The organism is Streptomyces sp. NPDC002795 (assembly GCF_042888725.1).
In the GTDB taxonomy this organism is placed as follows: Bacteria; Actinomycetota; Actinomycetes; order Streptomycetales; family Streptomycetaceae; genus Streptomyces.
Window position 1 is genome coordinate 191,763 of sequence record NZ_JBIAQB010000003.1, and the last position, 17,320, is coordinate 209,082.

Sequence of the window (17,320 nt, forward strand, 5' to 3'; positions counted from 1 at the left end):
CGGTGCCGGGAGCAAGCGCAAGCCACCCTGCTGGGAGTGAGAGCAGGGGCGCAAGAGGTCGAATCGGACGGGTGGTTGGACTTCTGTCATCGAGCCTTTGGACTCATGTGACGAGCCTTCACGCGCGGGCCGCGCCGGGGCGCGTCGCCCGCTCCAGCTCGACCAGTACGGAGTAGTACGAGCGGCCCGTCGCATGATCCATGCCGACCTCGCACATCCGGTTCGCCGACAGATGGGCGTCGTACGCGCGGGACGTGACCTCCGCGGCCTCCTTCGCCGTGGCGGACTCGGTCAGCTCCTTGTGGAGCATGCCGCGGTCGCCCGCGAAGCCGCAGCAGCCCGCGTCGTCCGGGAGCACCACCTCGTCGGCGCAGGCCTCGGCCACGGCTCTCAACTGCCCCACGTCGCCCAGGTGTTCCATGGAGCACGTCGGGTGCAGCACGGCGGAGCCGATCGTGCGCTCGACGGTGAGCCGCGGCAGCAGCTCCTCCGCGGCCCAGACCAGGGAGTCCACGATGGTCAGCTCCGCGTGCAACTCCCGGTTGTCGTCGGTGAGATACGCCACCACCTCGTGCGCGATGCCCAGCGTGCACGAGGAGGCGTCCACCACGAGGGGCAACCGGCCGCCCCCGGTCCAGGCCCAGGCGGCCTCGACGATCCGGTTCGCCATCACCTTGTTGCCCTCGTCGTAGCCCTTGGAGTGCCAGATCGTGGCGCAGCAGGTCCCGGCCACATCGTCCGGGATCCACACCGGCTTGCCCGCGCGCGCGGAGACCGCGACAACGGCCTGAGGCAGCGATACGTCGCCGGGGGTGCCGAAAATGCGGTTCACGCACGCCGGGTAGTAGACGGCCGTCGCCCCCACGCGCGCGGTACGCGGTAGCTTGCGGGCCGCCGCGGCAGGTACCTCGGGCAGCCACTCGGGCACCAGGTCCGGCCGGATCGCCTTGCGTGCGGCGCCCGTCACGGCCGTGAGGAGGCGGTCACCGATCTTGTCGGCCGCCGCCACGGCGAGCCGGGCCGAGGCCTCCACCGCCTTGAAGTTCTTCGCGACGAGCGCGGCCGTCCGCTCCTCGCGCGGCGAGTGACGGGCGTGCCGGAAGCTCTTCATGAACGCCCCCGTGTCGATGCCGACCGGACAGGCCAGCTTGCACGTGGAGTCACCGGCGCAGGTGTCCACGGCGTCGTACCCGTAGGCGTCGATCAGCTCGTTCTCCACCGGCGAACCGGAGGGCTGGCGCATCATCTCGCGGCGCAGCACGATCCGCTGGCGCGGCGTGGTCGTCAAGTCCTCGCTGGGGCACGTGGGTTCGCAGAAGCCGCACTCGATGCACGGGTCGGCGATCAGCTCCACCTTGGGGATCGTCTTGAGGCCCCGCAGATGGGCCTTCGGGTCGCGGTCCAGCACGATGCGGGGCGCGAGCACGCCGTCCGGGTCGATGACCTGCTTCGTGCGCCACATCAACTCCGTTGCCCGAGCGCCCCATTCGAGCTCCAGGAAGGGGGCGATATTGCGGCCTGTCGCGTGCTCCGCCTTCAGGGAGCCGTCGAACCGGTCGACGGTGAGGCGGCAGAACTCGTCCATGAAGGCCGCATACCGATCCACGTCCTCGGGCCTCGCCGCGTCGAACGCCAGCAGGAAGTGCAGGTTGCCGTGAGCGGCGTGGCCCGCCACCGCGGCGTCGAAGCCGTGCCGCGTCTGCAGTTCGAGCAGCTCCTCGCAGGCCTCCGCGAGCCGCGAGGGCGGCACCGCGAAGTCCTCCGTGATGAGCGTCGTGCCCGAAGGGCGCGAGCCGCCCACCGCCGTCACGAACGCCTTGCGCGCCTTCCAGTAGCCCGCGATCGTCTTCGCGTCCCGCGTGAACTCATTGGTCACCGAGGCGACGGGCGCGACGAGGTCGAGGCCTTCGAGGGCCTTCGCGGCCGCCCTCTCGTAGGCGGCCTGTGCGGCCGCGTCCGGGGCGCGGAACTCCACGAGCAGCGCCGTCGTCTCCTTGGGCAGCTCGGCCCAGTCCCGCGGCACGCCCTGCACGCTGACGGAGGCGCGCAGCGTATTGCCGTCCATCAGCTCCACGGCCAGTGCGCCCGCCGCGTTGAACACCGGTACCGCCGCCGCGGCCGCGGGCAGGGAGGGGAAGAACAGCAGCGCCGTCGACACTTTCCGGTCCAACGGCAGGGTGTCGAAGACGACTTCGGAGATGAACCCGAAGGTGCCCTCCGAGCCCACCATCAGGCCGCGCATGATCTGCACCGGCGTCCCGCCGTCGAGGAAGGCGTCCAGACGGTACCCGTTCGTGTTCTTGATCTCGTACTTGGCGCGGATCCTGCGGGCGAGCTCCGCGTCGTCCTCGATCTCCCGCTTGATCGCCAACAGGGCCTCGCAGAGCGCCGGTTCGGCATGTGCCAGATCCTCGTCCGCGCGCGGGTCGCCCGTGTCGACGACGGTGCCGGACGGCAGCACGAAGGTGAGGGAGGACACCGTCCGGTACGAGTTCCGGGTGGTGCCCGCCGTCATCCCCGACGCGTTGTTCGCCACCACGCCGCCCACCGTGCAGGCGATCGCGCTCGCCGGGTCGGGGCCGAGCACGCGCCCGTGCCGCGCGAGCGTGGCGTTGGCCCGCACGATCGTGGTGCCGGGGCCGATCCGCGCGCGCGAACCGTCGCCGAGCACCTCGATGCCCGCCCAGAACTTGCGTACGTCGACGAGGATGTCCTCGCCCTGCGCCTGCCCGTTCAGCGACGTGCCCGCCGCGCGGAAGACGACCTCGCGGTCCTTGCCGTGCGCGTAGGAGAGCACCGCCGACACGTCGTCGATGTCCTCGGCGACCACCACGACCTGCGGCACGAAGCGGTACGGGCTGGCGTCCGACGCGTAGCGCACCAGGTCCGAGATCTTGGTGAGCACCTTGTCCGCACCGAGCAGTCGCGTCAGCTCCGAGCGCAGTGGCTCGGGAGTGCCACCGGCCTGCCGGTCCGCGACCCGGTCGGGCGCCGGCCCCGACGAGCGGGCTCCGGGGCGCAGGGCTTCCGGCTTCGGCTCCAGCAGCGGCATGGCCTCTCCTCGATCGCTTCGATCGCTGTCAGTTCTCCGGACTCAGCGCTCCGGCATTGTCACTGTCAGCACTCCGGCGCGGTCAGCACTCCGGTGTGCGCGGGAGCTCGAACAGTGCGTTCAGCAAGACCGTCAGCTGCGCGCGCTGCTCCTTGTCCAACGGTGACAGGATCTCCTCTGCCGCCGCGCGGCGCGCGCTGCGCAGCTCCCGCAGTGCGGCCCGCCCCTTGTCGGTGAGCTCGATGCGGATGACCCGGCGGTTCGTGGGATCCGGCGCGCGGCGCACCATATCGGCCGCCTCCAGGCCGTCCACCGTCGTCGTCACGGCGCGCGGGACCACCTCCAGGCGCTGCGCCAGATCGGCCATGCGCGGCGGCGTCTCGTAATGCACCAGCGTGCGCAGCAGGCGGGACTGTGCGGGCGTGATCCCGACCGGCTCCAGCTGGCGCCGCTGTATCCGCTGCAGGCGGCGCGTGAGCCGCAGCAGCTGCTCGGCGAGGAAACCGTCGGCGTCCGGTGTCTTCATGCCGGGAACATTAGCAGGACCTAGTGCATTGTGAATAGAGGTAACAATGCATTATGCTCCTCGAGTCGAGCTCGACTGCTGACCTGCCGGGACCCGGTGCGTGGCGCGTGCCGAGCTCTCCCTACGCCTAGGAGGCCCATGCGCCGCGACGAAATCGACTGGACGCCGCCTCCCGATGCCCAGGCATCGGGCCAGCCGCGACAGATCCGCCGCATCCTGTCCCTGTTCCGCCCCTACCGCGCCCGGCTCGCCCTCGTCGGCCTGCTGGTCGGCGCCGCCTCGCTGGTCACGGTCGCGACGCCGTTCCTGCTCAAGGAGATCCTCGACGTCGCGATCCCGCAGGGCCGCACCGGGCTGCTCAGCCTGCTCGCCCTCGGCATGATCGTCAGCGCCGTCGTCACCAGCGTCTTCGGCGTCCTGCAGACGCTGATCTCGACGACCGTCGGCCAGCGCGTCATGCACGATCTGCGCACCGCCGTCTACGGCCGGCTGCAGAGCATGTCCCTCGCCTTCTTCACCCGGACCCGCACCGGCGAGGTCCAGTCCCGCATCGCCAACGACATCGGCGGCATGCAGGCGACCGTGACCTCCACCGCGACCTCCCTCGTCTCGAACCTGACGAGCGTCATCGCCACGGTCGTGGCGATGATCGCCCTCGACTGGCGCCTGACGATCGTCTCCCTGCTTCTGCTGCCGTTCTTCGTGTGGATCAGCCGCAGGGTCGGCCGCGAGCGCAAGAAGATCGCCACGCAGCGCCAGAAGCAGATGGCGGCGATGGCCGCCACGGTCACCGAGTCGCTCTCCGTCAGCGGCATCCTGCTGGGCCGCACCATGGGCCGCGCCGACTCCCTCACCAAGTCCTTCGCCGACGAGTCGGACGAACTGGTCGGCCTGGAGGTCAGGTCGAACATGGCGGGGCGCTGGCGGATGGCCGTCATCAGCATCGTCATGGCCGCCATGCCCGCGGTCATCTACTGGGCGGCCGGCCTCGCCCTGCACTTCGGTGGCCCCACCGTCTCCATCGGCACCCTCGTCGCGTTCGTCTCCCTGCAGCAGGGCCTGTTCCGGCCGACCGTGAGCCTGCTGCAGACCGGCGTCCAGATCCAGACCTCGCTCGCCCTGTTCCAGCGCATCTTCGAGTACCTCGACCTGCCGGTGGACATCACCGAGCGCGAGGACGCGGTCCGTCTCGACACCGTCAAGGGCGAGGTCCGCTTCGAGAACGTCGAGTTCCGCTATGCCGCCGAAGACGCCGCCGACAAGCGGCAGAGCGCGATCCTCGACGGCATCGACCTCACCGTCCCCGCGGGCGGCAGCCTCGCCGTCGTCGGCCCCACCGGCTCCGGAAAGTCCACGCTCAGCTATCTGGTGCCGCGGCTCTACGACGTCACGGGCGGCCGCGTCACCCTCGACGGGATCGACGTACGCGACCTGGACTTCGACACCCTCGCGCGCGCGATCGGCGTGGTCTCGCAGGAGACGTACCTGTTCCACGCCTCAGTAGCCGAGAACCTGCGGTTCGCCAAGCCCGACGCCACCGACGAGGAGCTGTACGCGGCGGCCCGCGCGGCCCAGATCCACGAGCACATTGCCGCTCTGCCGGACGGCTACGACACCGTGGTCGGCGAGCGCGGTCACCGCTTCTCCGGAGGCGAGAAGCAGCGCCTGGCCATCGCCCGCACCATTCTGCGGGACCCGCCGGTGCTCATCCTCGACGAGGCGACCAGCGCGCTCGACACCCGCACCGAGCACGCCGTGCAGGAAGCCATCGACGCGCTCTCGGCCAACCGCACGACGATCACGATCGCGCACCGCCTCTCCACGGTCCGCGGCGCCGAGCAGATCGTGGTCCTGGACTCCGGGCGAATAGCCGAGCGCGGCACGCACGAGGAACTGCTCGGTCGCGAGGGCCGTTACGCGGCGCTGGTGCGGCGGGACACGCGCGTGGAAGCGGCGGCGTGACGGGTGTGGTGTCCGGTCCGCCATGGCATCGGCGCGAACAGCGGGGAGAGAGTCCGTGAGGGAGTCGGGGAAGGCAGAGATTTGTCAGGGATGCTCTGACGCACGGGTTACCGTTCCGGCATGCAGACCGAGACTCCGCGACGGAACACGACGCGACTCACGCGCCGAGGACGCGTCGCCATGACGGTGACCGGGGCCGTCGTGGCGGCAACGGCCGTCGCGGTGCCACTGGCCCTGGCGGGCGCGGACGAGGCGAACCGGACTCTGACCATTCCGGAGGGCTGGCGTTCGGGCCAGGTGTACGAGGCCGTCGACAAGGCACTCGACGTCCCGGCCGGCACCACGAAGAAGGCCGCGACCAAGGCGCACCTCAAGGTCCCGGGCGACGCGGGTGGCAACGCCGAGGGGTACCTCTTCCCGGCCACGTATCCCTTGAACGACAAGTCGACCCCGCAGTCGGTCCTTTCGTACATGGTCGACACGGCGAACAAGAGGTTCGGTGGCAGCGGCACCACCGCGGGCGCCGAGCGCAAGACCGTCAACCCGTACCAGCGGGTCATCATCGCGAGCATCGTGCAGGCCGAGGCGGACAACAAGGAGGACATGGGCAGGGTCGCCCGCGTCATATACAACCGGCTCGATCACGGCATGCCGCTGCAGATGGACTCCACCATCAACTACGCGCTCGGCCGTTCCACGTTGGACACCACGCACGACGACACCAAGATCGACAACCCGTACAACACTTACGCGCGCAAGGGGCTGCCGCCCACCCCGATCGGCAACCCGGGGGAGCAGGCGATGCAGGCGGCGACCAGGCCGACGTCCGGCGATTGGCTGTACTTCGTGACGGTCAAGGCGGGGGACACGCGCTTCACGGCGGACCTGGGTGAGCAGGAGAAGAACGTGGCGGAGTTCAACAAGAACCAGGCGAAGGCCAGGAAGGACGGCTGACGAGGCCCTCCGGGGGGCGGGTCGTGTCGTCGTGTGGTCGTGTGGTCGTGTGGGGCGGGGCAGGGATCCCGGGGGTGGAGCGGGCGCTTGGCCGGCGGGGCCGGGCCCGGGGTCGGGGCCGGATCGGGTTCGGCCGGGCGGGACCGGAGCCGGAGCCCGAGCTGGAATCTGAGCTGGAATCTGAGCTGGAACTGGAGCCGGAGCCCGAGCCCGAGCTGGAATCTGAGCTGGAGCTGGAGCTGGAGCTGGAGCCGGAGCCGGAGCCCGAGCCCGAATCTGAGCCGGAATCCGAGCCGGGCAGAAGGGCGGCGCACCGGCTCGGTTCGGATCGCCCCGACCGCGTCGCCCGGCCGTGTCATCCGGCCGCGTCGCCGGACCGTGCCGCCCGGCCGCGTCGCCCGGCCGCGTCGCCCGGCCGCGTCGCCCGGCCGCGTCGCCCGGCCGCGTCGCCGGACCGCGTCGCCCGACTGCGCCGCCGGACCGTGCCGTCCGGCCGCGTCGTCCGACTGCGCCGCCGGACGGTGCCGCCGGACCGCGTCGCCCGGCCGCGTCGCCGGACCGCGCCCCCCGGCCGCGTCGCCGGACCGCGCCGCCCGACTGCGCCACCGGACCGCGCCGCCGAACCGCGCCGCCCGACCGCGCCGCCCCAGCCTCTACGCCTCAGACCGTGACCGGCGCCGGCGCCCTCCGCCCCAGTAGCCGCTGGATGTCGCGGGCCGTCGACCGCCCCGCGCGGTTCGCACCGATTGTGCTGGCCGACGGGCCGTAGCCGACCAGGTGGACGCGGGCGTCGAGCGCCGCGTGCGTGCCCTCCATCCGGATCCCGCCGCCCGGCTCCCGCAGCTTCAGCGGCGCCAGATGCTCGATGGAGGCGCGGAAGCCGGTGGCCCAGAGGATCGCGTCGGCCGCCACCTCGTGCCCGTCGTCCCAGGCCACACCGGTCGGCGTGATCCGGTCGAACATGGGGTGGCGGTCGAGGACACCGTTCGCGCGGGCCGCGCGGATCGCGTCGTTCACCGGAAGCCCGGTCACCGACACCACGCTCTGCGGCGCGAGCCCTTGGCGTACCCGTTCCTCGACCATCGCCACGGCGGCCCGCCCCTCCTCCTCGCCGAAGGGGCCGTCGCGGAAGACGGGCGGCCGGCGGGTCACCCAGGTCGTCGAGGCGGCGTAGGGCGCGATCTCCATCAGGTGCTGCGTCCCTGAGGCCCCGCCGCCCACTACCACGACGCGCTGACCTGCGAACTCCTCGGGCCCCTGGTACTGAGCGGTGTGCAGCTGCCGCCCGCGGAAGGTCTCCTGCCCGGGGTAGCGCGGCCAGAACGGCCGGTCCCAGGTGCCCGTCGCGTTGACCAGGGCGCGCGTCGACCACACCCCGTCCGAGGTCTCGACGAGCAGCCGCCCGTCCTCCCCCTCGCGCCCCTCGCGCACCGCCCGCACGTCGACCGGGCGCCGCACGCGCAGATCGAAGGCCTCCTCGTACGAGGTGAAGTACCCGGAGATGACCTCGGAGGACGGCCGCGCGGGGTCGGCGCCGGTCAGCTCCATGCCGGGCAGCGCGTGCATGCCGTGCACCTTGCCGTACGTGAGCGAGGGCCACCGGAACTGCCAGGCGCCGCCCGGGCGGGGCGCGTGGTCGAGGACGACGAGGTCCCGCTCGGGCTCGAATCCCACGCGGCGTAGGTGGTAGGCGGCGGAAAGCCCTGCCTGGCCCGCGCCGATGATGACGACGTCGACTCGGCGCGGACCATCGGCGGAGGCGGCGTCTCGTACCCCGATGTCGTTCACGTTTCTACTAACTCCATCGGGGAGCGAGATCTTCCCGCCTGTACGAAGCCGCCTGTACGAAGCGGGTCGAAACAGATCAGCGCCCGCCCGCGACCGCCAGCGGCACACCCGACCGGCGCGCGACCGGCGCCACGAGCCCGCGTGCGGCGAGTTCCGGAATGACCCCCTCTCCGAACCAGTACGCCTCCTCCAGATGCGGATACCCGGAGAGCACGAAGTGCTCGATGCCGAGCGCGTGGTACTCCTCGATCCGGTCGGCGACATCGGCGTGGCTGCCGACGAGCGCCGTCCCGGCGCCACCGCGCACCAGACCGACCCCGGCCCACAGATTGGGAGAGATCTCCAGGCTCCCCCGCTCACCACCGTGCAGCGCCAGCATCCGCTGCTGCCCGACCGACTCACTGCGACCGAGCGCGGCCTGCGCGGCGGCGACGGCCTCGGGGGAGAGGTCGTCGAGCAGCCGGTCCGCGGTGGCCCACGCCTCCCGCGCCGAATCACGCGAGATCGTGTGCAGCCGGATCCCGAACCGCACGGTGCGCCCCTCCCGCTCGGCGAGCGAGCGGATCCAGTCGATCTTCTCCTTCACCTGCTGCGGTGGCTCGCCCCACGTCAGATACACGTCGGAGTGCCGCGCCGCGACGGGCCCCGCCGCGGCCGACGAACCACCGAAGAAGATCTCCGGCCGGGGGTTCGGCGGAAGCGCGGTGTAGCCGCCGTCGACCCGGTAGTGCTCACCGGCGAAGTCGAACGGCTCCTGCGAGCTGCCGCCCCACACACCACGCACCACCGAAAGGAACTCGTCGGTGCGGGCATAGCGCTGATCGTGGTCGAGATGGTCGCCGAAGCGCCGCTGCTCGGCCGAGTCACCACCGGTGACGACGTTGAGCAACAGCCGCCCGTTCGTGAGGCGTTGATACGTCGACGCCATCTGCGCGGCGAGCGTCGGCGAGATCACCCCGGGCCGGAACGCCACGAGGAACTTCAGGCGCTCGGTGTGCTGGGCGAGCGCGACCGTCGTCAGCCACGCGTCCTCGCACCACGTCCCCGTCGGAGTGAGAACGGCCTCGAACCCCAACCGCTCGGCAGCCTTGGCGATTTGAACGAGATAGTCGAGATCGGGCGCGCGCACTCCGGAGATCGGTCCGCCCGGCGAACGCTCGAGCGCCCCGCCGCTGAAGGCGTGCCGGTCGACGAGAGTACGGCCGTCGCCACCCGTCGGCAGGAACCAGTGCAGCGATACGTTCATGGGTTCAGGACTCCTTGCCGTACGTGCGCGGGGCGGTGGTGGACGGCGGCAGCTCGCCGTTGAAGCGCGTATCGACGTACTTCGAGAAGTCGACCTTGCGCGGAATCAGCTTCAACTGCGTGAAGACCTCCGCGATTTGCTGCTCGGAGGCGATCACGTTCTTGTCGACGGCGACCGTGACACGTGTGCCGTTCGTACGCTTCACGGCGTCGTACGCCGCCCCGTACGGCAGTCCGGTGTCCTTGGCCCACACCTTCGCCCACGCCTGCGGATGCTTGTAGACCCAGTCCTGGGCGCGCCGCAGCCGGTCGAGATAGTCCTGAATCGCGGCGGACTTCTTCTTGTCGGCGAGGGCGATGGGGGAGGCGACCTGGAAGGCGAGCCCGAGGTGAACGTGGACCAGCGAATCTTGTAGTCCAGGTCGTCGAGTTCACCGGCGGCCCTCAGTACGGCCTCCGAACCACCCTTCTGGTCACCGACGTTGAGGGTGAGCGACCCCTTTCCGTCGACGCCGCCGCCACTTCCACCGCTGCCGGTGGACGTGCTGGCGGTGGAGGCACCGGAGCAGGCGGCGAGCAGGAGGGTGAGGGGAGTGACGAGGGCGCCGGCTATGAGAGGGCGTCGCATGACAAGTCCGTTCAGGATTAGGGGGGTTGAGCGAAACGGATGGGATGGGTGGGATGGGCGGGAGGGGCGGCGATCAGGGGGAGGACTCGTCCACGCCGAGCCGGTTCAGCAGCTCGGCGCGCAGTTCGGCGAAGCGCGGATCGGTGATGTCGCGCGGCCGCTCCAGATCGATACGGGTCTCGTGGGCGATGACACCGTCATCCATGACGAGCACCCGGTCGGCGAGCAGCACCGCCTCCTCGACGTCGTGTGTCACCAACAGCACGGCACAGCCCCGCCGTTGCCACAGCTCACCGACCAGACGCTGGGCCTTGATCCGGGTCAGCGCGTCGAGCGCACCGAACGGCTCGTCGAGCAGCAGCAGATCGGGCTCGCGCACGAGGGCACGGGCGAGCGAGGCGCGCTGGGCCTCGCCGCCGGAGAGCGTCTTGGGCCAGGCGTCGTTGTGATGCCCGAGCCCCACCTCCTCCAATGCCCGCTCGGCTACGCCCCGTTCGGGCTTGCCCGGCAGGCCGAGCAGTACGTTGCGCCACACCCGCTTCCACGGCATGAGCCGCGGCGCCTGGAACGCGACGGCCTTGCGTCGCGGCACGAGTACGGTGCCCTCGATGTCGCGGTCGAGCCCGGCGAGGATGCGTAGCAGTGTGGACTTGCCGCATCCACTGCGTCCGAGCAGGGCGACGAACTCCCCCGGCTGTACCTCAAGTTGGAGGTCGTCGATGACGGCGCGCCCGTCGAAGGACCGACTGAGCCCGTCGACGCGCACGGCGGAACCGGCATCGAGGGTGGTCTCGGGGGAATCAGGAGAAGCGGTCACCGGCCGGTGAACGTCGGTCGCCATTGCAGCAACAGCCTTTCGAGGGAACGGACGACGAAGTCGGCGAGCAGGCCGAGGAACGCGTAGACGATCAGGCAGACGACGATGACGTCGGTGCGCAGAAAGTCCCGCGCCTGCACCATCAGGAAGCCGATGCCGGCGTCGGCGTTGATCTGCTCGGCGAAGACGAGCGCCAGCCACGCGATGCCGAGCGAGTACCGCAGCCCGGTCATGGCGCTGGGCAGTGCACCCGGCAGCACGACATGACGTACGAGCCCGCACCGGCCGAGCCCCAACGACACCCCGGCCTCGATGAGTTGGGAGTCGACGCCGCGAATCCCGGCGTACACGTTCAGGTACAGCGGGAACGACACACCAAGGGTGATGATGGCGACCTTCGGTGCCTCGCCGATCCCGAACCAGATGATGAACAGCGGAATCAGCCCGACGAACGGCACCGTCCGCAGCATCTGCACACTCGCGTCGACGAGATCCTCGCCGACCCGGAAAAGACCGGACAACAGCGCGAGCCCGGTCCCGACGACGACACCGCACAGCAGTCCGACGGCGACGCGTTGCAGCGAGACACCCATGGCCGCGGGCAGCGACCCGTCGGAGACGAGATCCGCACCGACACCCGCGATGGTGCCCGGCGACGCCAGTACTTCGGGCGTCAACACCCCTACAGACGTGAGGACTTGCCACAGTGCGAGGAGGAGCAGCGGCCCACTGGTGCGGCGCAGCCAACGGGGGACGCGGGTGCGGCGGGTGGAGGAGGGGACGAGAGGGACGAGCTCGGGCGGCGACGCCGGAGACCCGGGCGAGTCCGGGTCGGCGGGCGAGCCTTGTTTTCCGGCAGGCGGAACGGGCGGAGCATGACTGACGCTCATGGCACTCCATGGCAGGCGAGGGCACGCCTCGGCGTCAGCGGGCGCGCGTCAGTGGCGCGCCGTCACGGGCGAACGCCGAGGCGGCAACGAGAAAAAGGTGAGGAAGGCGAGAGGAGAAGGCGTCAGCAGCCGGGTCGACACGCGGCAGAGGCCACCCGCAGCAGGTCGATGTGACCGCGCGTGGTGAGCATGGCTGAACGCAACATGCGGCAGAACGTATCCAGTTGTCGACGCATGGTCAACAACGTCTCAGCGTATGGACCGGGCATCCCGGGGGTCGACCCTCCCCGCCGGGCGCCCGACGGCTTTCCTGGGGGACAATGTCCCCATGTCAGACGTCTTCACGACCCGAGTCCTGGACCTCACCACCGGCTCCGCCGAGCGCGTCGTCGACCTGACGCGCGACTGCGAGTCCTTCCTGCGCGAGGTCGCCCACGGCCGCGACGGCCTCCTCAACCTCTTCGTCCCGCACGCCACCGCGGGCATCGCCATCATCGAAACGGGCGCCGGCAGCGACGACGACCTCCTCGCCGCCCTCCACACCCTCCTCCCCGCGGACGACCGCTGGCAGCACAGCCACGGCTCCCCGGGCCACGGCCGCGACCACGTCCTGCCGGCGCTCGTGCCGCCGCATGCGACGTTGCCGGTGGTGGGGGGCGGGTTGGAGCTGGGGACGTGGCAGTCGGTGTGTTTGGTGGACACCAACATCGACAACCCCAACCGCCACGTTCGGTTGAGCTTCCTGGGGTAATGGGGCGGGGCCGCCGCCGTCGCGCGGACGGCTCCCGGCCCGGGGTTACACGGCCGCGTGTTGGGCGTCGGTGGGGGCCTGGGTGTCGGTGCCGTGCTGCTCGTCCTCGGGGCGTCCCTGTTTGGGCAGCAGGAAGGTGATCGCGAGGAACGCCACCAGCAGACATGCCTGGACGATCAGCGCGCGGTGGAATCCGCTGGTGAAATCACCGGTCTTGGCCTGGGCGAAGAACACTGATCCGAAGAGCGCGACTCCGATGGATCCGCCAACTGCCTGCACGGCCGACAGTACGCCGGAGGCGGAGCCGATCTCGTCGTCGTCGACCGCGGCGAGGATGAAGCTGAACAGGGCGGCGATCACCATGCCCGCTCCGATGCCCGCCACGGTGATGCCGGGGGCGATGTCCCAGATCGAGAACGAGGCGGCGTCGAGGCCGTCCAGTTCGAACCACAGCAGGGCCGCTCCGGCCAGCTGGATCAGCGGGCCGATCTGCAGGACCTTGCGGCCGATCTTGTCGGCGAGGAACGCGCCGCTGACGGCGCCGCCGATCGCGGTGCCGACGGCGAGCGGCAGGTTGCCGAGCCCCGCGTCCCCGGCGGTGAAGTGCTGGCCGATCTGGAGGAAGAGGGTGAGTACGAGCTGTGTGCCGATCAGGCCGCCGAAGAAGAGGGCGATGCCGCCGAGCCCGACGGTGAAGGCGGGTTTGCGCAGCAGGCCGGGGGTGATCAGTGGTTCCCGGTCCGCTGCGGCCGTGCGGCGCTGCTGCACGGCGAAGAGGGCGAACCCGACCGCGGAGGCGGCCATGCACAGCCATGTCCACAGCGGCCAGCCGTCCTCCTGCCCCTGGTTGAGCGGCAGCACCAGCAGGGCGCAGGAGACCGCGATCAGGGCCGCGCCGGCCATGTCGACGCGCACCGTGCGGTCGCCTGCCTTCTTGGGCACGAACGCCGCGGCGACGATCAGTGCCGCGATGCCGATGGGCAGGTTGACCAGGAACACGGACCGCCAGCCCAGGCCGAAGAAGTCGCCCTCGATGAGGAAGCCGCCGAGGACCGGGCCGATGATGCCGCCCAGGCCGAGGACGGGGCCGAAGATCGCGAAGACCTTGGTGAGTTCGGGCCCGGAGAAGTTCTCGCGCAGCAGGCCGAGGCCCTGAGGCAGGAGCATCGCCGCGGCGGTGCCCTGCAGCAGCCTGAAGGCGATCAGTGACTCGATGTTCGGTGCGACCGCACAGAGCAGCGAGGTCGCGGTGAAGGCGGTCAGGCCGAGCAGGAACATGGTGCGGCGCCCGTAGCGGTCGCCGAGTCGGCCGCCGAGTACGAGCCCGGCGCCCATCGTGAGGGCGTAGCCGCCGATCACCCATTGCAGGCCGACGGAGCTGGCGCCGAGGGACTCCTCCAGGGCCGGTCCTGCGACGTTGACGATCGAGGCGTCCAGGAGATCCATGATCTCCGCGATGATCATCACGGCCAGGATCAGCCACCGCCATCGGTGGGGTTCGGTGGTCTCTTCGCCGGTGGGGGACGGGTCGCGCACGGTCAATACCTCCATGATGGAATAGTTCCATGGTGAAAGTAAAGTGGGGGCGGTGGGTTGTCAAAATGGCCGCCGGCGCAGACGCGCGGCAGGGGAGAAAGGTGGTGGGCCCGCCATGGAAGAAGCGGTGCGCGAGGACGCCACAGCGCAGCGTGAGCGACTCATGGAGGGGCTGAGGATCCACGGCAGTCACTACGCCGAGCTCAGTCGGCGCTTCGCCGCGTGGCTGGGCCTGCACTCCACCGACGCGACGGCGGTACTGGAGATCGCCGCCGCGGAAGAGCGCGGCACGCTTCTCTCACCGGCACGACTGAGCGAGCGCATCTCGCTGTCCACGGGCGCCACCACCGCACTCCTGAACCGTCTCGAAGCGGCTGGGCACATCAGCCGCATACGCGAGCACTCCGACCGGCGCGTCATCTCCTTGCGCAGCGGCGCGCACATCCAGGAACGGGCGGACGAGTTCTTCGGCCCGCTCGCCCACCGCCTCGACGCCGCGATGTCGCACTACCCGCCGGACCTCCTGGCGCGGTTCGAGTCGTTCATGGACGATATGAACTCGACCATGGACGCCCACCTCGCGGAGCCGATCGCGGCGCCACCACGCTCCCCCGACGACGTCGCTCAGCCGAGGCCGGCCCCGTCGGTTCTCAGCCGTCCTCGTCCGCCCGCTCCGCGTCGCGCAGCCGTTGGTGCAACTCGGCCACGAAGGCGGGAGGACCGCCCATCTCCTCGTGGATGGTGAGCGCCCTGGCGAGGTCGGAGCGGAGCCGGGACCGGTCGGCGCCGGGGCGCTCGGCGATGGCCGCGAGGTCGAGCAGGGCCTCGGCCTCGTAGGCGTACGACTGCCCTTCGCGCAAGGCCTGTTCGGCCGAACGCAGTTCGCGTACCGCCTCGTCCGTGCGGCCCAGGTGGTCCAGGACGCGGCCGAGTGCGGCGGTGGCCCTGGCCGCCATGCGGTGGTCGGGGGCGGGCAGCTCAAGGAGATCGGCGCGCGCCCGTCGCAGGGTGCTGAGGGCGTCGGCAGGGGCGCCCGTCCTGTCCTCGGCGCGGCCCAGGAAGAACGCGGCGATGGCAGCGCCGCGCCGTTCGCCGCCCTGCCTGTTCAAGTCCATGGAGCGGCGGTACGCGTCGATCGCGCGGGCCGGGTCGGCCACGTCCCAATAGCGGCCGGAGAACTCCAGCACGGACGCGTGCAGGACGACGTCACCGGCCACTTCGGCGCAGGCCGAAGCCGTACTCAACTCGCGCTCCGCGGCGTCGTACAGTCCGAGGTCCATGAGCGGGCGGGACAGGAGGCTGCGCAGTCGGGCCTCCGCGGCGGGCGCGACCGCGGCACGGGCGCACCGCGCGCCGAGCTCCAGGGACTCCTGCCAGTCGCCGAGGTGGCGGTGGTGCAGGAACAGCACGGTGAAGACCTCGGCCAGTTGCCAGCCGGGTGTGTGCAGACGGAACTCGTCGGCGGCACGAAGGATCGCCACGATGGTGGTGCGTTCGGCTTCCAGCCAGTCCAGCGGGCGTGGGCCGCCGGGCACCGTGAACGGGTCCGTCCGGTGGGCCAGGAGCGCGTCCAGGTCGACGATGCGGGTCCGGTCGGCGCGCACGGCGCGGTCCGCGAACGCGGTGAGCGTGAGGTAGTGCGTCAAAACCCGCCGCACGACGACGCGTTCGGTGTCGGACGGCTCCTCGGCTGCCGCGTGAGTACGGGCGTGCAGGCGCACCAGGCCGTGGAAGCGGTAGCGGCGCTCGATGGTGCGCTCCAGCAGATTCAGGTCCTCAAGAACGTCGAGGAGGATCTGTGCGGCTGGTGTGTCCGTGTCGAGGGCGGCCGCGGCCGTCGCCGCGTCGACCGGGCCGGGGCCTGGAATCAGGGAGAGAAGCCGGTAGCCGCGGGCCATCTCCGGCGGCAGCTGCCGATACGACGCGTCGAGGACGGTGGTCACCGGGGAATCGCCTCCGACGCTCAGAGCGGTCAATCTGCCTTTCTCGTCGGCCAGTTCGGCGGCGAGGGCGGCCAGGGTGAGGTGCCGGTCGGTCGCGATCCGGGCCGCGGCGACATGGAGGGCGACCGGTAGGCCTTCGCACAGTGCAGCCACCTGCCGGGCCGCCTCGGGCTCCGCGGAGACGGCCGCCTCACCGCACCGATCGGCCAGCAGGAGAAGGGCGGCGTCCGGGGTGAGGGGGTCCAGGTGCAGTGGGCGGGCGCCGTCAAGGGTGAGTTCGCCGAGCTTCGCGGTGCTGGTGGCCAGCACGGTACTGCCGGGCCCGTGCGGGATGAGGGCACGCACCTGGGCGGGGGCCGTCACGTCGTCGAGGACGAGGAGCAGTCGCAGATCGGCGGTACGGCTACGGAAGAGGGCGGTCCGCTCGGCCAGTGCGGGTGGCAGCAGAGTGTCGTCGACTCCCAGGGAGCGCAGGCAGTGGCCGACCGCTTCCGCCACGTCCGCGCCGGAACCACCGTCGCCGGAGGCCCGCAACGCGGCGAAGTCGACGTGGAGCCGACCGTCGGGGAAGCGCCCGCGCATCCGGTGCGCCCAGTGCCGGGCCAGGGCTGTCTTGCCGACCCCGGGCTGCCCGGCGAGCACGCGAACGTCGACGTGCGTGCCGTCGGTCGCGTCCGGCCGGCCGTCGGCCGACTGGCCGTCGAGGTCGGCCAGTTCGGTGGACCTGTTGACGAATCGCGCCTGTAGCGCGGGTACCTGGGACGGCGGACCGTCGTGTCGCAGGGCGGGCGGCACGGCGTAGGCGATGCCGGAAGGCGAGGTGTCCCGGTGGGCGTCTGCGCGGATCGGGTCCGGCTCGCCGGTCCGTTCCTCGTCCTGCTCCTGTTCCAACTCGCGTAACAGGGTGACCAGTTCAGCCGCGCTGGCGGATCCCTCCCGCAAGGCGTGCCGCAGTCTGCTGCGGAGCAGGTGCCCGGCGGCCCCCACGGCGTGGTGGTCGCCTCCCTGGATGGCGACCGCCAACTCCTCGACCGCGGCCTGGAGCTGAGAGTCGTCCGCGCCGACCGTCCCCGCCTGGCGGCGGTTGCCGAACAGCCGGGCGATCCGGGTCCGCGCCTGCGTCCACGCCTCAGTGACGACGAGCCCGACCACGGTGCTCGTCGCCCCCGACGCGGCGAGCGCCGCCACCTCGACTGCCATCAGCTCCCCCTCGCATTCGTACTCGGGC

General features: G+C 71.0%; 12 protein-coding genes and 2 pseudogenes. 4 read left to right on the top strand and 10 right to left on the bottom strand.

Features of this window, described 5'->3' with window-relative positions; all coding sequences use genetic code 11:
• Nucleotides 1-118 precede the first annotated feature (118 nt).
• Both ACFYWS_RS10220 and ACFYWS_RS10225 read right to left on the bottom strand, forming a co-directional pair.
• On the bottom strand, nt 119-3,052 hold the full coding sequence (locus ACFYWS_RS10220; protein ID WP_389272360.1) for an FAD-binding and (Fe-S)-binding domain-containing protein: 2,934 nt from the start codon (nt 3,050-3,052) through the stop codon (nt 119-121).
• A gap of 82 nt (nt 3,053-3,134) precedes the next feature.
• Nucleotides 3,135-3,578: a MarR family winged helix-turn-helix transcriptional regulator gene (locus ACFYWS_RS10225; RefSeq protein WP_389272363.1), complete on the bottom strand. Its 444-nt coding sequence runs from the start codon at nt 3,576-3,578 to the stop codon at nt 3,135-3,137.
• A gap of 138 nt (nt 3,579-3,716) precedes the next feature.
• Between ACFYWS_RS10225 and ACFYWS_RS10230 the strand changes: the two genes are divergently transcribed.
• Both ACFYWS_RS10230 and mltG read left to right on the top strand, forming a co-directional pair.
• Nucleotides 3,717-5,540, top strand: coding sequence for an ABC transporter ATP-binding protein (locus ACFYWS_RS10230; protein ID WP_389272366.1), 1,824 nt, complete (start codon nt 3,717-3,719; stop codon nt 5,538-5,540).
• 120 nt (nt 5,541-5,660) lie between these two features.
• A complete protein-coding gene (mltG, locus tag ACFYWS_RS10235) occupies nt 5,661-6,494 on the top strand; it encodes an endolytic transglycosylase MltG (RefSeq protein ID WP_389272369.1) in 834 nt (277 codons plus the stop codon).
• Nucleotides 6,495-7,154: 660 nt separating this feature from the next.
• On the opposite strand, the gene ACFYWS_RS10240 is transcribed toward mltG, so the two are convergent.
• The 6 genes and pseudogenes from ACFYWS_RS10240 to ACFYWS_RS10265 all read right to left on the bottom strand — a co-directional run bounded on the left by ACFYWS_RS10240 (nt 7,155) and on the right by ACFYWS_RS10265 (nt 12,131).
• Complete coding sequence (locus tag ACFYWS_RS10240; RefSeq protein WP_389272372.1) at nt 7,155-8,282, bottom strand: NAD(P)-binding domain-containing protein; 1,128 nt, start codon at nt 8,280-8,282, stop codon at nt 7,155-7,157.
• A 76-nt stretch (nt 8,283-8,358) separates the two neighbouring features.
• Nucleotides 8,359-9,528 carry an LLM class flavin-dependent oxidoreductase gene (locus tag ACFYWS_RS10245; protein ID WP_389272375.1) on the bottom strand — a complete coding sequence of 390 codons (1,170 nt, stop codon included), beginning with the start codon at nt 9,526-9,528 and terminating at the stop codon, nt 8,359-8,361.
• Nucleotides 9,529-9,532: 4 nt separating this feature from the next.
• Nucleotides 9,533-10,155, bottom strand: a pseudogene (locus tag ACFYWS_RS10250) (hypothetical protein).
• Nucleotides 10,156-10,228: 73 nt separating this feature from the next.
• Complete coding sequence (locus ACFYWS_RS10255; protein WP_389272378.1) at nt 10,229-10,996, bottom strand: ABC transporter ATP-binding protein; 768 nt, start codon at nt 10,994-10,996, stop codon at nt 10,229-10,231.
• Nucleotides 10,969-11,862 carry an ABC transporter permease gene (locus tag ACFYWS_RS10260; RefSeq protein ID WP_389272381.1) on the bottom strand — a complete coding sequence of 298 codons (894 nt, stop codon included), beginning with the start codon at nt 11,860-11,862 and terminating at the stop codon, nt 10,969-10,971. The genes ACFYWS_RS10255 and ACFYWS_RS10260 overlap by 28 nt, the downstream gene beginning before the upstream one ends.
• Nucleotides 11,863-11,984: 122 nt before the next feature.
• Nucleotides 11,985-12,131 (bottom strand): putative leader peptide, encoded by a 147-nt coding sequence (locus tag ACFYWS_RS10265; RefSeq protein WP_389272383.1) that lies wholly within the window; start codon nt 12,129-12,131, stop codon nt 11,985-11,987.
• 59 nt (nt 12,132-12,190) lie between these two features.
• Here ACFYWS_RS10265 and ACFYWS_RS10270 point away from each other — a divergent pair, with 59 nt between their 5' ends.
• Nucleotides 12,191-12,613 carry a YjbQ family protein gene (locus tag ACFYWS_RS10270; protein WP_389272386.1) on the top strand — a complete coding sequence of 141 codons (423 nt, stop codon included), beginning with the start codon at nt 12,191-12,193 and terminating at the stop codon, nt 12,611-12,613.
• A 45-nt stretch (nt 12,614-12,658) separates the two neighbouring features.
• Here ACFYWS_RS10270 and ACFYWS_RS10275 read toward each other — a convergent pair whose 3' ends face one another.
• Nucleotides 12,659-14,164, bottom strand: coding sequence for an MFS transporter (locus tag ACFYWS_RS10275; protein WP_389272389.1), 1,506 nt, complete (start codon nt 14,162-14,164; stop codon nt 12,659-12,661).
• A gap of 100 nt (nt 14,165-14,264) precedes the next feature.
• On the opposite strand from ACFYWS_RS10275, the pseudogene ACFYWS_RS10280 reads away from it, so the two are divergent.
• Nucleotides 14,265-14,735, top strand: a pseudogene (locus ACFYWS_RS10280) (MarR family winged helix-turn-helix transcriptional regulator); the annotation flags it as partial.
• A gap of 64 nt (nt 14,736-14,799) precedes the next feature.
• On the opposite strand, the gene ACFYWS_RS10285 reads toward ACFYWS_RS10280, so the two are convergent.
• Nucleotides 14,800-17,292, bottom strand: a complete 2,493-nt coding sequence (locus tag ACFYWS_RS10285; protein WP_389272392.1) for an NB-ARC domain-containing protein — start codon at nt 17,290-17,292, stop codon at nt 14,800-14,802.
• Nucleotides 17,293-17,320: the final 28 nt, after the last annotated feature.